This is a genomic window from Thauera aromatica, from assembly GCF_023093595.1.
GTDB classification, from domain to species: domain Bacteria; phylum Pseudomonadota; class Gammaproteobacteria; order Burkholderiales; family Rhodocyclaceae; genus Thauera; species Thauera aromatica_A.
In genome coordinates this window covers 90,389-104,649 of the sequence record NZ_JALLIK010000107.1, presented here as the reverse complement: position 1 = coordinate 104,649, position 14,261 = coordinate 90,389, and the positions used below count along the sequence as shown (strand labels likewise).

Below are 14,261 nucleotides of genomic sequence, written 5' to 3'. Positions count from 1 at the left end.
CTCACCATTCCCGGTACGGCACGCCGTTCAGGCCGATGCCCGGCGAGCGCGAATAGACGTCGAAGACGTCTTCGCCTTCCTGCGGGTCGTCGGCGGAGCTGCGGTAGCTGCGCAGCCCCCAGGTCGCGGCCGGCTCGAGCTCGGGGTCGGCGGCCATCGGGTCGCGGGGAATGCGGCGCAGGAAGTAGATCTTGCGCTTGTCGGGGGTCTTCACGTCTTCGACCCCCTCGGCCAGGACTTCGAGCGTCGGCGGATAGCCGGATTCGTCGGGCGCGTGCGGGATGCGCCCGTCGTCCACCGCTTCACGGTAGGCGTCGATGCCTCCCCGGAGCTGGCGCAGCGCGGCCCTCAGTTCCTGCTCCCGGGCGCGCTGGACGATCACTTCGCCGACCGGTACCGCGACACTGGCGAGCAAGGCGACGATCGCCACCGTGACCACCACCTCGATCAGGGTGAAGCCGGTGTGGGTCGCTCTCGCCGGTGCCGGGCGACGGCCGGGGGGACGCGGGATCATCTCGCCAGCCCTTCCTCGCGCATCGGCCCCGCGGGGAAGACCGGCGCCTGCGGTGCCACCGGTGCGGCTTGCGGGGATGGCGGAGGCGTCTGTTGTGGCTCGGGCTGGGAGGGAGGCTCGGCACCCGGAATCGGACCGAGGGGGACGGCATTCGCATCGCGCGAGCCCATCTGTCCGGCCCCGCTCTCGCTCCCCGACAGGAACTCGATCGAACCGGCTTCCGGGAGTTCGAGGTTACGCACGATATGCGGCGTGATCAGGAGGACGATCTCGGTCTTGCTGTTGGTGGTGTCGTGGCTGGAGAACAGCCGTCCGGCGATCGGCAGGTCGCCCAGGATGGGAATCTTGTTGGCGCTGCGCCGGTCTTCGTCCTGGATCAGCCCGGCCAGGACCTGGGTCTCACCGTCGCGCAGGCGCAGCGTGGTGCCGGCTGCGCGGGTGCCGACCTGGTAGGCGACGTTGCCGGCCGAAGTCGTCACCTGGCGGACGATGTTGCTGACTTCGAGCCCGACCGTGATCGTCACCTCGTCGTCCATGCTGATGCTGGGTTCTACGTCGAGCTTGACGCCGACATCGAGGTAGGTGATCGACTGCGAGACGAAGCCGGTCGAGGTCGCGGTGCTGGTGAACACCGGCAGCTTGTCGCCGATGTGGACCTTCGCCTTTTCGCCGTTCTTGACCCGGATCCGCGGGTTGGCGAGGACGTTGGCATCGGCGTCCTGAGCCTTGATGTTGAGCACCAGCGCCGGGTTGGCGATGAAGGTGGTGAGACCGAGCGGGTCCCGGCGCAGGTCGATGACGCCGCTGGCGACGGTGGCGCCCACCCCCGGGGTGACGATCGGAGTGATCGCCCCGGTGGTCGGATTGACCACGGTGCCGGTCTGGGTGCTCGCGCCCTGGGTCAGCTGGCCGTAGCCGATCTGGGTCGGCCACTGCAAGCCGAGCGATTCGAGCCGGCTGCGCGATATTTCGAGCACTTCCACTTCGAGCAGGGCTTCCGGTTCGGCGACGTCCTGGGCCGTGATCAGTTTTTCGGCCAGGCGGACGGCTTCCGGGGTGTCGCGGATCACCACCATGTTGATCCGGTCGTCGACGAACACGTCGCGCATCTTGAGCATCGCGCGCAGCATCGTCGCCGTCTGCTTGACGTCGGCATTGGCCAGATAGAAGCTGCGCACCACCAGTTCCTTGTAGTCCTTCTGCTTGGCCGGAGTGCTCGGGTAGACCAGCAAGGTGTTGTCGCTGATCACCTTGCGGTCGAGCTGGTTGGTGATGAGGAGCAGGTCGATGGCGTCTTCGATACGTGAATCGCGCACGAACAGCGTGGTCTTGAGGTCGGGCCGGACGTCCTTGTCGAAGACGAAATTGATGCCGGCCGAACGCGAGATCACTTCGAACACCGCTCTCAGGTTGGCGTCGCGGAACTCGAGCGTGATCGGCCGCGCGAGCAGCGCCCGCAGCCGGGGGCCGCCGTTGAGTGCGTCGCGCGACTGCTCCTCGTCGACGCGGCGCATCAGCTGGCGTGCTTCGCGGTGGCGGGGCTGTTCGGCCAGCACTCTGCGCAGCAGGGGGGATGCCTTGCTCGACTCGCCGCTCTCGATCAGGGTCCGGGCGTCGACGACCAGTGCGGCATGGCGCCGGTTCGCCTCCAGGCCGGCGAGGCCGGCGAGGGCCTGGCGGTTTTCGGGGTCGAGCTGCCGCGCCCGCAGGTAGAGGGCCTCGGCCTCGTCGAAGCGGGCGTTGATGCGTGCGGTTTCGGCGCCCGCCAGGAGCTGGTTGACGGTGCGTTCGCGCTGGCTGATGTAATAGGAGCGGAACTCGGCATTGCCGGGCGAGGCCCGTGCGGCGCGGTCGAGCTGTGCCAGGCCCTCTTCGACCCGGCCTTCGGCGAGCAGCTGCTTGCCCTCGAGGAAGGCCGGGTCGGTGGCGCAGCCGGCCAGCAGCAGCTCGCTGAGCAAGATCAGGGTAAGTGCGCGTTTCAATTGGCCCTCCCGATTTCCAGAGTTTGTTTTTCATTCAAGGGCAGATAGGTCAGGCTCAGGGTCGGCGGCGCGATCTGGTCGATGCGGTAAGTGCCGTCGATGAGGTCGCCTTTGCGTACGGCGAAGTTGCGCTCGGCCGTGCTGACGAACACCACCACTTCGCCGTCGATGATGAGCTTGCCCAGATAGGTGAACGGCAGGGGCGGGGCGCTCGGTGGCGGGGCGGTGGGCGCAGTCGGTGTCGGCGCCGCCCGCCAGCTCCGGGGGGCGAACAGGTCGGTGATCGTGCCTTCACCGGGGGCGCGTGGCGCCGGGATGGTGAGCGCACTGGCGTCCGCCGCCCGCTCGGCCGCGGGCGGGCGTGATGGACGGGGGCGGGCGGGCGCCGTGGCGCTTTCTTCGCCGGTCTCCCAGCGCGATACCCAGACCGTCGCCGCCAGGGTCGCGAGCAGCGCGATGCCCAGAATCAGGTGGCGGCGGGGGCGGGCGGCAGGTGTCATTCCGTCCTCACGTAAAAGACGAACTGCAGGGCGGCGTCGACCTTGTCCTTGTCGATCCCGTCGCGCTTGAAGTGCAGATCGCGCAGGGCCAGGGTCGGCAATTCGGCCAGCGTCCGTTCGAGGAAGCGGCGCAGTTGCGGATAGCGACCCGAGGCCGGTACGGTGATCTCGTAGCGGGCCAGCCGGCCGCTGGGTTCGAGGATGAACTTGTACTGGGCCTGCTCCAGCGCCAGTGTCTGTTCGCCGGCGAGGGCGTAGATCCGCTCGAGGCTATCGGGCAGGGCGTCCTGCGGCGGAAACGCCTGATGGAAGCGCAGCAGCTGCTGCTCGGGCGTGCCTGCTCCGTCCGGCGCCGGCCCTTGCCGTTCGGTGGCGAGTGCGGCCTGATGCCGGGCCAGCCGTTGCTGCAGATCGGCTTCGCGCTCGCAGCCCGGCAGCAGCGTGAATACGGCCAGTCCGGCAGCATAAACTGCGAGCAGCAGGCCGAATCGGCCGCTGCCGCTCAGGCGCCGCAGGCTGCGCCCCGGATGCGGCCATGGCCGTTTCATCGCGCTTGCTCCCAGGTCGCGGACAGGGAGAAGCGGACCGGCCGTTCGGCGAGTTGCCGCTGCACACGGTGTTCGATCAGCACCGCGTCGCGCAGCACGGCGCCTTGCCCGAGGCGTTGCAGGTAGGCGAGCATCGCTTCGTGGCGGCGTGCCTCGGCGGTGATCCGGATCCGTCCCTGCGCGGCATCGGGGTCGATGGCGAGCACGGCGATGTCGGCGCTGCCGGCGGCCTCGATGGCTTCGAACAGCTCGCTCCAGCGGCGCTGGAGCAGCGTGTCGATCGCCCGCGCTTCGCGCAGGGCGCGCGCCAGCGCCGGGTCGGCGCTGCGGGTGACGTCGCGCTGGGCGCTCGGCTGGCGACGTTCGAGTTCGGCGAGCCGGTCTTCGAGCGCACCGATCAAGCGGGCCTGCTGCCATGCAAAGACGCTCGCGGCGGCGGCGGCCAGGCAACCGAGCGCCAACAGGACTCGCCCGGGGCGGTCGGGGCGATGCCGTTGGTAATCGAGTTCGATCCGCCGCATCGTCCCCTCCTCACTAGGTCGTGGCCCGGGCGGCGCCCAGCGGCTGCAGCGACCACCCCGGCGCCGGTTCGGCGCCGACTTCGGCCGCCGTGGCGAGGTGCAGATAGACCCTGCCCGGGGCGCTGTCGGCCCCGCCCAGTAGCCGGCCGCGTTCGAGCACGGCCGGCAGCTCGGCCAGCCAGTCGTCGCCGACGCGCTGGCTGTAGAGGGCGTGGGGCGCGTCGGCATGGACCCGGACCAGGCACAGCCGCCCGCTTTCCTGATCGAGAAACCAGTAGTCGTCCTTGGCGGGCAGTTCTTCCCGGTGGGCGTTGAACGTCGCCATCAGCTGTGGCTGGATCGAGGCGAGGGGGACGGCCGCATCGGCGAAAGCCGTGCGCAGCGCGTGGAGCAGGGCGCCATCGACGGCGCTGGCCAGGCAGGGGGCCGGCAGCGGGGCGGTGTCCCAGCGCAAGGTCCAGCCCTCGGCGGTGCTGCCGTGGGCCTGAACGAAAGCGTGGCGGACCATCGCCAGCTGCTCTTCGGCGGTGACCAGCTGCTCGTCCCAGGGGATGGTCAGATAGTGGACGAAGTGGTTGGAGAGCACGACGGTGGCCCGGGTCCCGTTCCAGCTCCGCTCGGCCAGCGCTTCGCCGAGCGTGGCGAGCACCGGCAGCCACGGCGGATCGCCGGGGGCCGGGCTGGCGCTGCGACAGTCCAGGGTCGTTTCGGCCAGCTGTCGTCCGCCGCGCCAGCGCGGCCTCAGGCGGCGCAGGCGCAGCGTGTGCGGCTGCAGTTCGGCGAGCAGGTGGTCACGCCACGAAAGTGACACGGTTGATCTCCTGCAGGGTGGTTTCTCCGCGGCGGACCAGTTCCAGTGCCGCTTCGCGCAGGTAGCGCGTGCCGTCGCGGCGGGCGACTTCCTTGAGCCGGCGGATCGGTTCGCGGGCGATGATCATTTCGCGGATCTCGTCGGTCAGGTTGAGCATTTCGGCGATCGCCTTGCGCCCGCGGTAGCCCGTGCCGCGGCACTGGCTGCAGCCGTGCCCGGCGCGGAAGTGAAAATCCTGCTCCTGCCGCGGGGCGATGCCCGAGGCGCGCAACAAGGCTTCGTCCGGGCGCTCGTCGACGACGCAGTGCGTACAGCTCAACCGCACCAGGCGCTGGGCGAGGATTCCGTTGAGGGCCGAGACGAAGGCGTAGGGGTCGACGCCCATGTGCATGAAGCGGCTGATGACGTCGAAGACGTTGTTGGCGTGGACCGTGGTAAACACCATGTGCCCGGTCAGCGCCGCCTGGACCGCGATCTGTGCGGTCTCGGGGTCGCGGATCTCGCCGACCAGGATCTTGTCGGGGTCGTGGCGCAGGATGGAGCGCAGACCGCGGGCGAAGCTGAGGCCCTTCTTCTCGTTGACCTGGATCTGCAGCACGCCGGCGAGCTGGTATTCGACCGGGTCCTCGATGGTGATGAACTTGTCCTGGCCGCGATTGATCTCGCACACCGCGGCATAGACGGTGGTGGTCTTGCCGCTGCCGGTCGGGCCGGTGACCAGGACCATGCCGTAGGGTTCGCTGATCAGGCGGCGGAAGTTGGCGATCGCGCCGGGGTCGAAGCCCAGGTTGGCGAGCGACAGTCCCTGTACGTGGTCGACCAGCGCACGCCGGTCGAGAATGCGCAGCACCGCGTCCTCGCCGAAGATGCTGGGCATGATCGAGACGCGGAAATCGATCTCGCGCCCCTGCATGGTGACCTTGAAGCGGCCGTCCTGCGGTACGCGCCGCTCGGCGATGTCGAGTTCGGACATCACCTTGATGCGCGAGATCACGCGTTCGGCAAGTTCGACGCCGGGGGTCGTGCCGACCAGGCCGAGCACGCCGTCGATGCGGTACTTGATCACCAGACCGTTGGCGTCGGTTTCGAGGTGGATGTCGCTGGCCGCGGCCTTGAGTCCGTCGTAGATGATCGAATGCACCAGCCGCACCACCGGGCTGGTGTCTTCGCTGATCATTTTCAGCGACAGGTCTTCGCCGGCCGCGCCGCGCGCTCCTGCCTGCGCGCTGCCGGCGAGGACCGCGTCCATCGCCCGCAGCCCTTCTTCCTGCTGCGACAGGTAGGCGGCGAGTTCGTCGTGATGGACCAGCGCCCATTCGAACGGGCGCCCGATCGCGGCGTCGGCCCAGGCGAGCCGCTCCGGGTCGAACGGATCGGCGATCACCAGGCGCAGGCCGCCGGCTCCGTCTTCGAAGGCGAGGCACTCGCGGCGCATCGCCTGGGACAGCGGGAGCACATCGAACGCCGGCGTCGCGCACTGCATTTCGGCAAGGCTGGTGACCGGATAGTGGAACATCGCTCCGAGGGCGGCGACGAAGGCATCGGCCGCAAGCCCGGCGCGCTCTTCCAGCCGGCTCAGCCGCGCGCGGCTGTCGCTTGCCGCCTGCGCTTCGCGGATGAGTTCGGCGGACAGCCCGGGAGGCGCAGGGGAGGGGGAGCCCGAGCGCCGATCGGCAGGAGGAGGCCGGGTGGCCCGTGTGTCGTCGTTCAATCGATGCTCCCGGCCAGTTCGAAGATCGGCAGGTACATGAGGATCACGATGGCGCCGATCACGAGGCCGATGAAGGCCATCAGCAGCGGCTCGAACAGGCGGGTGAACCATTCCACCCAGCGCGCCATCTCGTCCTCGTAGAAGGTGGCGATGCGTTCCATCATCGCCCCCATGCGTCCGGTGTTTTCGCCGACGCGCAGCATGCGCACCGCCACCGAAGTGGTGAGCCCGTGCTGCTCCATCGCCTGCGAGATCGACTGGCCTTCGCGGATGTCGCGTGCGGCGAGGCGAAGCTGTTCGCGCAGGGTGGGCTGGAGCAGCCCCGAAACCATGTCGAGTGCGACCACGATCGGAATGCCACTGCTTTGCAACATGCCCAGGGTGCGGTAGAAGCGGGCGAGCTGGTAAATGCGCATCCGCTCGCCGATTGCCGGCAGGCGCCACAGCCGGGTGCCGATCGATTGCCACGTGCCGGGCCGGGTGGCGCCCCAGCCGAGGGCGGCGAGCAGCCCCGCGGCGGTGGCCGCGACGAGGGGGGCATTGGCCTGGAGGAATCGGCCCCAGGCCAGCAGCAGACTGGAAAAGAACGGCAGATCGTCGCCCAGTCCTTCGTATACGGCGGAAAAGCGCGGCACGACGTAGCCGAGCAGGAAGATCGTCACCAGCCCGCCGACGGCGATCAGCAACACCGGATAGATCGAGGCGCTGACGATCTTCTTGCGCACCTGCTCCATTTGCGCCTGATAGGCGAGATAGCGGCCCAGGGCTTTGTCGAGGTCGCCGGTGCGCTCGCTGGCGCGGACCGTGGCGACGTAGAGTGGCGGGAACACCGCCGGTTGGCACTGCAGGGCCGCGGACAGGGTCTGGCCTTCGAAAAGGGCCTGGAGGATGCGTTCGAGGATTTTCCGCGAATCCGGCCGCTGCTCCTTTTCGGCCAGGGTCTGGATGGCCTCGACCAGCGGCAGGCCGGCTTCGAGCAGGGCCAGCAGCTCATGGGTGAACAGCTGCAGCTGGAAGCGCACGCCGCCGAGCGGGAGCCGCCCCTGCAGTCCGCCGCCGCGCAGCACGCTGGACAGGCGCGGGTGAACGGTGAGGACCGTGTAGCCGAGGGCCTGTGCCTGCCCGCTGGCATCGGCTTCGCTCGCCGCTTCCAGGCTCAGGGTCGCGATGCCGCCCGCGCCCTTCTGTATGGCCTTGATGTCGAAGCGCATCCCCCCTCCCGTCCGGGTGGCTGTCTTACCAGTTGGTCACATCAGCGTTTTCGCCGCTCCCGCCGGGCTGCCCGTCCTTGCCGTAGCTGAATAGATCGAACTCGCCGTATTCGCCAGGCTGCCGGTAGATGTATGCGTTTCCCCACGGATCGGGGGGAACTTCCTTGCGCAGGTAGGGGCCCTCCCACCGGGGTTCGTCCTGAGGCTTGGTATTGAGGGCGGCCAGTCCTTGCTCGCTGCTCGGGTAGTGCCCGGTGTCGAGGCGGTACTGGTCGAGCGCCTGCTCCAGTGCGACGATCTGGGTCTGCGCGACCTTCGTCTCGGATTTGCCCACCTGGGCGAAATAACGGGGGGCGACATAGCCGGCGAGCAGGCCGAGGATCACCATCACCACCAGCAGTTCGAGCAGCGTGAACCCCCCGTCTGCGGGGTGCGGAGAGTGCCGGGTGACGATCCGGGGATGCCGGCTGCTCATGTTGTCTTCCAGTTTTCCAGTCGAGAACGAACGGCGGGAGAAACGGCGGGAGGCGGGCTTCCGAGGGGGCGGAGCGAAGCCGGCCAGCCTCCGGGTGACGGCTCCGTCCTGGCCGCTGACCATCGGTCGAGTGCAGCCCACTACTCATTTAGTAGTTCAATATGCATCGGGCTGCAAACCCGATGTGCAAGCGATCCGGGGCTGGAGACGCGGTGGCCGTGGAGGTGGGCGCCGGGCTTGGCGGAAAGCCGTGACCGGTGCCGCGCCTTCAGTGTGCCGGTGTGCCGGCAAAAAAACGCTGCCGCAGCGCGGCGGGCAGTTGCACCCCGGTGTGCCGGGCGCGCTGCAGCAGTTCCCAGTAGTAGCGGTAGGAGGCGCGGTCGTGCAGGCGGCCGCGATGCTGGATCGGTCCCCAGGCCTGGTCCTGGGCGGCGGCGAGGATCTGCGCCGCGGCCTCCACCTCGGAAAAATCCGGCTGCATGGCGGCGAGGATCGGCAGGATCTGGTTGGGGTGGATGCTCCACATGCGCAGGTAGCCGAATTCGCGCCGGGCGCGCTCGGCATCGTGGCGGATCACGGCGACATCCTTCAGTTCGGTGGTGACGTTGTGCGCGGGGACGACGCCGTTGCCGAGGGCGGCGGCGGCGATGTCGGTTTTCGCGCGCACGATCAGCGGGTGCTCGAACTGGCCCGGACTCGTCATCGCGCTGCCGGGGATCGCGCCGTGGTGGCCGGAGACGAAATCCATCAGGCCGAAGTCGAGTGACTCGACGCCGTCGAGCGCGGCGATCTGCCACGCTTCGCGCAGCGCGCCGTGGGTTTCGACCAGTACATGCACGGGGAGCGTGCCGGGCAAGCCGTTGGCGGCTTCGATACGGCGCAGGGCGGCGATCTGCGCTGCGGCATCGGCCGCCGAGCGGGCCTTGGGCAGGGTCACGAAGGCGAGACGCTCGCCTGCGGCACCGATCAGGATCTCGAGGTCGCGCTCCCAGTGGGGGTGGGTGATGTCGTGGATGCGGGCGCCGACGCGGCCGAAGTGGTTCCCGGCGCCGTTGACGATTTCGGCCACCATCCGCGCGTGTTCGGCTTCCGCCCCGGCGGGGGCGCCATCCTCGCAGTCGCAGGTGAGGTCGAACACCGGGCCGAGTTCCTGCTGCAGGGCCAGTGCCTTCGTCATCAGCTTTTCCGTGCCGGCGTAGTGATCGACCGCGGGCAGCGAAGGAAAGGGTTTTTCGCCGGCGAACAGGACTTCTTGCGGATGGAGAGCGGAGGTCATGGCTGGTGCGAGGCTGCGGTGAGAGAAGAGCGCCCAAGCATAGCAGCGGCCCGGTGGACGAAAAAGGCGCACGGCCGGAACCGTGCGCCCTGATGAAAGCGGCCGGCGGGGTGCCGGGCCGCGCCGGGATCAGCCCAGCAGATCCTTCACGCCTTCGCGCTCTTCGAGCAGTTCGTTGAGCGTGTGGGTCATGCGCTCGCGCGAGAAGGCGTCGATTTCCAGGCCCTGGACGATCTTGTACTCACCGTTCTCGGTGGTGACCGGGAAGCCGTAGATGATGCCTTCGGGGATGCCGTAGGAGCCGTCCGAGGGAATGCCCATGGTGACCCATTCGCCGTTCGTGCCCAGCACCCAGTCGTGGATGTGGTCGATGGCGGCGTTGGCGGCCGAAGCGGCCGAAGACAGGCCGCGGGCTTCGATGATCGCGGCGCCGCGCTTGCCGACGGTGGGCAGGAACACGTCCTTGTTCCAGGCTTCGTCGTTGATCAGGCCCTTGACGTTGTCGCCGTTGGAGGTCACGAAACGGTAGTCGGCATACATGGTGGGCGAGTGGTTGCCCCACACCACCAGGCTCTTCAGGCTGGAGACGTCACGGCCGGACTTGGCCGCCAGCTGCGACAGCGCGCGGTTGTGGTCCAGGCGCAGCATGCCGGTGAAGTTCTTGGCGGGGACGCGGCCGTACTTCTGCGCGACTTCCTTGGCGATGTAGGCGTTGGTGTTGCAGGGGTTGCCCACCACCAGCACCTTGCAGTCGGGGTCGGCGTACTGGCCGATCGCGGCGCCCTGCACGGTGAAGATCTTGGCGTTTTCGGTGAGCAGGTCCTTGCGTTCCATGCCGGGGCCGCGCGGACGGGCGCCGACCAGGAGCGCCACCTTGGCGTCCTTGAACGCGACGTTGGGGTCGTCGGTCGCGATCATGCCGGCGAGCAGCGGGAAGGCGCAGTCTTCCAGCTCCATCATGACGCCCTTGACTGCCTTCTGGGCCTGGGGCAGATCGAGCAGTTGCAGGATGACGGGCTGGTCCTTGCCCAGCATTTCGCCGCTGGCGATACGGAACAGCAGGCTGTAGCCGATCTGGCCGGCGGCGCCGGTAACGGCAACGCGGACGGGGGCTTTGCTCATGTGGATACTCCCTCAAAAGAAGACGGTCGGTGTGATCGAGAAATCCTGCCCCGGTCGTGCAGCGCGGCTGCAGGCGAAGCTGCCTGCCGACGGAAGTCGCCGGGCGGCGGCAGCTGAGGCGCGAGGATACTAATGGGAACGCGGGAGCCTGTCAAACAACGTTTTATATCTTATATAAGATAGAAGACAGGGCATAGACGGCATAAAAGTTTTATGCTCAAATGCGCGCATGACACAGGAAGCCCCCACCTTCAGTCCGTTGTATCGCCAGATCAAGGCCTTGATCCTGCAGGCTCTCGAAGCCGGCGAGTGGCGGCCTGGACAGGCCATCCCGAGCGAGCAGGAGCTCGCCTCGCGTTTCAGTGTATCGCAGGGTACGGTGCGCAAGGCGATCGACGAGATGGCAGCGGAAAACCTTCTCGTGCGCAAGCAGGGGAAGGGAACCTTCGTTGCTTCGCACAACGATCCGCGCGCGCTGTTCCGCTTCCTGCGCCTGGCGCCGATCGATGGCGACCTTTCTCCGCCGCAAAGCGTGCCGCTCGACTGCTGGCGGGCCAAGGCCGGCCAGGAGGCGTCGCGCATGCTGGGCATCGAGCTGGGGGCGCCGATCATCATCGTCCGCCGTCTGCTCAAGTTCACCACCAAGCCGGTGGTGATCGACGAGCTCTACCTGCCGGGCGAAATCTTCCAGGGGCTGACGGCCGAAACCCTGAAAGGCTGGAACGGCTCGCTGTACAGCCTGTTCGAGACCCGTTTCGGCCTGCGCATGATCCGTGCGCAGGAGCGCATCCGCGCGGTGGCGGCCGACCGGGGGGCGAGCGAAGCGCTCAAGGTGCCGGAAGGCACGCCGCTGCTGTCGGTGGAGCGGGTGACCTACACCTATGGCGACAAGCCGGTCGAATGGCGTCGGGGGCTGTATTCGACCGCGGACCATTTTTATCTGAACGAGTTGAATTGAAAGTGGCGATTGTGGGCTGGCGCCGTTGTCGGGCGCTATAATTTCGCGTTTTTTCGGAGTCCGCGACGGCGGTCGTCGCACATGCAGAGGGGAGTCTTCATGTCAGAAGTGACAGTGCGCAAACCGAGGCCGAAGCATCTGGCCTTGAATCAGATCCGGCTGCCATTGCCGGGCATCGTTTCGATCCTGCACCGGATCAGTGGCGCGGGGCTGTTCCTGCTGCTGCCTTTCCTGTTGTTCCTGCTCGATCGCAGCCTCGGCTCGGCCGAGTCCTTCGAGACGTTCAGCGCCGTGGTCGGCAATCCGCTGGTCAAGCTGCTGCTGCTCGGGCTGCTGTGGGCCTACCTGCACCACTTCTGTGCCGGCATCCGCTTCCTGTTGCTTGATCTGCATATCGGTGGCGATCTGCAGCCCGCGCGCAATTCTTCGCGCATCGTTCTGATCGTGAGCATCGCGCTCACCGTCGTCATCGGGGTGAAACTATGGTGAAACGTATCGTCGTCGGCGCGCACTACGGGCTGAAGGACTGGATCGCGCAGCGCGCCACCGCTGTTTTCATGGCGCTGTACACGGTCCTGTTCGCGATCTGTGCGCTGGGGTTGTCCGAGTTCAGCTACGCGGCCTGGTCCGAGCTGTTTTCTCGTGGCGTGTTCAAGTTCCTCAGCTTCCTGTTCTTCCTGTCCCTGTTCTATCACGCCTGGGTCGGCGTGCGTGACATCTGGATGGATTACATCAAGCCCGATGGTGTGCGCCTGGCGCTGCATCTGGTCACCCTCTTCCTGCTCGTCGGCTATGCCGGCTGGGCGGCTCAGATTCTTTGGAGGCTGTAAGCGTGAACGTCGCGAAGCGTACCTTTGATGCAGTCATCGTCGGCGCCGGCGGCGCCGGCCTGCGTGCGGCCCTGCAACTGTCCGAGGCCGGCCTGAAGACCGCTGTGCTGACCAAGGTGTTCCCGACCCGCTCGCATACCGTTGCGGCGCAGGGCGGGGTGGCGGCCTCGCTGGGCAACTCCACCGAGGACAACTGGCACTGGCACATGTACGACACCGTCAAGGGGTCGGACTGGCTCGGCGACCAGGACGCCATCGAGTTCATGTGCAAGAAGGCCAACGAAGTGGTCATCGAGCTCGAGCACTACGGCATGCCCTTCGATCGCACCGACAACGGCAAGATCTACCAGCGTCCGTTCGGCGGCCATTCGATGAACTACGGCCAGGCTCCGGTGATGCGCTCCTGCGCCGCCGCCGACCGTACCGGTCACGCCATGCTGCACGCGCTGTACCAGCGCAACGTGCGCGCCAACACCCAGTTCTTCGTCGAATGGATGGCGCTCGACCTGATCCGCAACAGCGACGGCGACGTGCTCGGCGTCACCGCGATGGAAATGGAAACCGGCGAGGTCAGCATCTTCCATGCCAAGGCGACCATCTTCGCCACCGGCGGCTCGGGGCGCATCTACTACAGCTCCACCAACGCCTTCATCAACACCGGCGACGGCGTGGGCATGGCGGCGCGTGCCGGGATCCCGCTCGAAGACATGGAGTTCTGGCAGTTCCACCCGACCGGCGTGGCCGGCGCCGGCGTGCTGATCACCGAAGGGGTGCGCGGCGAAGGCGGCATCCTGCGCAACGCTTCGGGCGAGCGCTTCATGGAGCGCTACGCGCCCAACCTCAAGGATCTGGCCTCGCGCGATGTCGTCTCGCGGGCGATGACCACCGAAATCAACGAAGGCCGCGGCTGTGGTCCGGACAAGGACCACGTCCTGCTCGACATCACCCACCTGTCGCCCGACACCATCCTCAAGCGCCTGCCCGGCATCCGCGAGATCTCGATCCAGTTCGCCGGCGTCGATCCGATCAAGGCGCCGATCCCGGTGGTGCCGACCTGCCATTACCAGATGGGCGGTATTCCGACCAACTACAAGGGTCAGGTCGTGGTGCCCAAGGACGGCAACCCGAATGCCCCGGTGTCCGGCTTCTATGCTGCCGGCGAATGCGCCTGCGCTTCGGTGCACGGCGCCAACCGTCTCGGCACCAACTCGCTGCTCGATCTGCTGGTGTTCGGCAAGTCCGCCGGCGAGACCGTGGTCGAGGACTTCAAGTCCGGCCAGCTCACGCTCAAGCCGCTGCCGGCCGATGCCGCCGACGCTTCGCTCGCCCGCATCGCCCGCCTCGAAGGGCAGAAGAACGGCGAAAGCGTGTTCGAGGTCGGCCTCGAGATGCGTCGCACGATGCAGAAGCACGCCGGCGTGTTCCGCTTCGACAACCTGCTCAAGGAAGGCGTGCAGAAGATCACCGAAGTCGCCGAGCGCGCCAAGCACACCGGGATCGTCGACAAGTCGAAGGTCTGGAACACCGCCCGCACCGAGGCGCTCGAGCTCGACAACCTGATCGAAGTCGCCCGCGCGACGATGGTTTCCGCCGAGGCCCGCAAGGAGTCGCGCGGCGCCCACGTCCGCGACGATGCGCCCGATACGGCGGAAAACCCGAACGGCCGCGACGACCAGAACTGGCTCAAGCACACCCTGTGGTATTCGGACGGCAACCGCCTCGAATACAAGCCGGTGAACCTGAAGCCGCTGTCCGACGACGTCGAGCCGATCGCGCTCGCCAAGCGCACCTACTGAGCGCAC

Annotated in this window: 15 protein-coding genes; 4 read left to right on the top strand and 11 right to left on the bottom strand. The window is 67.4% G+C overall.

Annotation, left to right across the window (positions count from 1 at the left end):
• Window position 1: 1 nt before the first annotated feature.
• From MXC99_RS13205 to MXC99_RS13155, 11 genes are all read right to left on the bottom strand, one after another.
• On the bottom strand, window positions 2-514 hold the full coding sequence (locus MXC99_RS13205; RefSeq protein WP_247725895.1) for a type II secretion system protein: 513 nt from the start codon (window positions 512-514) through the stop codon (window positions 2-4).
• Window positions 511-2,496 (bottom strand): secretin N-terminal domain-containing protein, encoded by a 1,986-nt coding sequence (locus MXC99_RS13200; RefSeq protein WP_247725894.1) that lies wholly within the window; start codon window positions 2,494-2,496, stop codon window positions 511-513. The genes MXC99_RS13205 and MXC99_RS13200 overlap by 4 nt, the downstream gene beginning before the upstream one ends.
• A complete protein-coding gene (locus MXC99_RS13195) occupies window positions 2,493-2,996 on the bottom strand; it encodes a hypothetical protein (RefSeq protein ID WP_247725893.1) in 504 nt (167 codons plus the stop codon). Before MXC99_RS13195 ends, MXC99_RS13200 begins: the two co-directional genes overlap by 4 nt.
• The gene (locus MXC99_RS13190; RefSeq protein WP_247725892.1) at window positions 2,993-3,544 is read right to left on the bottom strand and encodes a hypothetical protein; all 552 of its coding nucleotides are present in this window, start codon (window positions 3,542-3,544) and stop codon (window positions 2,993-2,995) included. Before MXC99_RS13190 ends, MXC99_RS13195 begins: the two co-directional genes overlap by 4 nt.
• Complete coding sequence (locus tag MXC99_RS13185) at window positions 3,541-4,065, bottom strand: hypothetical protein (protein ID WP_247725891.1); 525 nt, start codon at window positions 4,063-4,065, stop codon at window positions 3,541-3,543. The genes MXC99_RS13190 and MXC99_RS13185 overlap by 4 nt, the downstream gene beginning before the upstream one ends.
• A gap of 13 nt (window positions 4,066-4,078) precedes the next feature.
• Window positions 4,079-4,876, bottom strand: coding sequence for a hypothetical protein (locus MXC99_RS13180; protein ID WP_247725890.1), 798 nt, complete (start codon window positions 4,874-4,876; stop codon window positions 4,079-4,081).
• Complete coding sequence (locus MXC99_RS13175) at window positions 4,857-6,587, bottom strand: GspE/PulE family protein (RefSeq protein WP_247725889.1); 1,731 nt, start codon at window positions 6,585-6,587, stop codon at window positions 4,857-4,859. The genes MXC99_RS13180 and MXC99_RS13175 overlap by 20 nt, the downstream gene beginning before the upstream one ends.
• The gene (locus MXC99_RS13170) at window positions 6,584-7,798 is read right to left on the bottom strand and encodes a type II secretion system F family protein (protein ID WP_247725888.1); all 1,215 of its coding nucleotides are present in this window, start codon (window positions 7,796-7,798) and stop codon (window positions 6,584-6,586) included. The genes MXC99_RS13175 and MXC99_RS13170 overlap by 4 nt, the downstream gene beginning before the upstream one ends.
• Window positions 7,799-7,823: 25 nt before the next feature.
• Window positions 7,824-8,273 carry a type II secretion system major pseudopilin GspG gene (gene gspG, locus MXC99_RS13165; protein WP_247725887.1) on the bottom strand — a complete coding sequence of 150 codons (450 nt, stop codon included), beginning with the start codon at window positions 8,271-8,273 and terminating at the stop codon, window positions 7,824-7,826.
• A 268-nt stretch (window positions 8,274-8,541) separates the two neighbouring features.
• On the bottom strand, window positions 8,542-9,549 hold the full coding sequence (locus MXC99_RS13160) for an HpcH/HpaI aldolase/citrate lyase family protein (RefSeq protein WP_247725886.1): 1,008 nt from the start codon (window positions 9,547-9,549) through the stop codon (window positions 8,542-8,544).
• Between the two features lie 129 nt (window positions 9,550-9,678).
• Window positions 9,679-10,671, bottom strand: coding sequence for a malate dehydrogenase (locus MXC99_RS13155; protein WP_247725885.1), 993 nt, complete (start codon window positions 10,669-10,671; stop codon window positions 9,679-9,681).
• A 229-nt stretch (window positions 10,672-10,900) separates the two neighbouring features.
• On the opposite strand from MXC99_RS13155, the gene MXC99_RS13150 reads away from it, so the two are divergent.
• The 4 genes from MXC99_RS13150 (at window position 10,901) to sdhA (ending at window position 14,255) form a co-directional block, all read left to right on the top strand.
• Window positions 10,901-11,629 carry a GntR family transcriptional regulator gene (locus MXC99_RS13150; protein ID WP_107220651.1) on the top strand — a complete coding sequence of 243 codons (729 nt, stop codon included), beginning with the start codon at window positions 10,901-10,903 and terminating at the stop codon, window positions 11,627-11,629.
• A 99-nt stretch (window positions 11,630-11,728) separates the two neighbouring features.
• A complete protein-coding gene (sdhC, locus tag MXC99_RS13145) occupies window positions 11,729-12,118 on the top strand; it encodes a succinate dehydrogenase, cytochrome b556 subunit (RefSeq protein WP_107220652.1) in 390 nt (129 codons plus the stop codon).
• On the top strand, window positions 12,112-12,459 hold the full coding sequence (gene sdhD, locus MXC99_RS13140) for a succinate dehydrogenase, hydrophobic membrane anchor protein (RefSeq protein WP_247725884.1): 348 nt from the start codon (window positions 12,112-12,114) through the stop codon (window positions 12,457-12,459). Before sdhC ends, sdhD begins: the two co-directional genes overlap by 7 nt.
• Before the next feature lie 2 nt (window positions 12,460-12,461).
• Window positions 12,462-14,255 (top strand): succinate dehydrogenase flavoprotein subunit, encoded by a 1,794-nt coding sequence (gene sdhA / locus MXC99_RS13135; protein WP_247725883.1) that lies wholly within the window; start codon window positions 12,462-12,464, stop codon window positions 14,253-14,255.
• The last annotated feature ends 6 nt before the right edge of the window (window positions 14,256-14,261 follow it).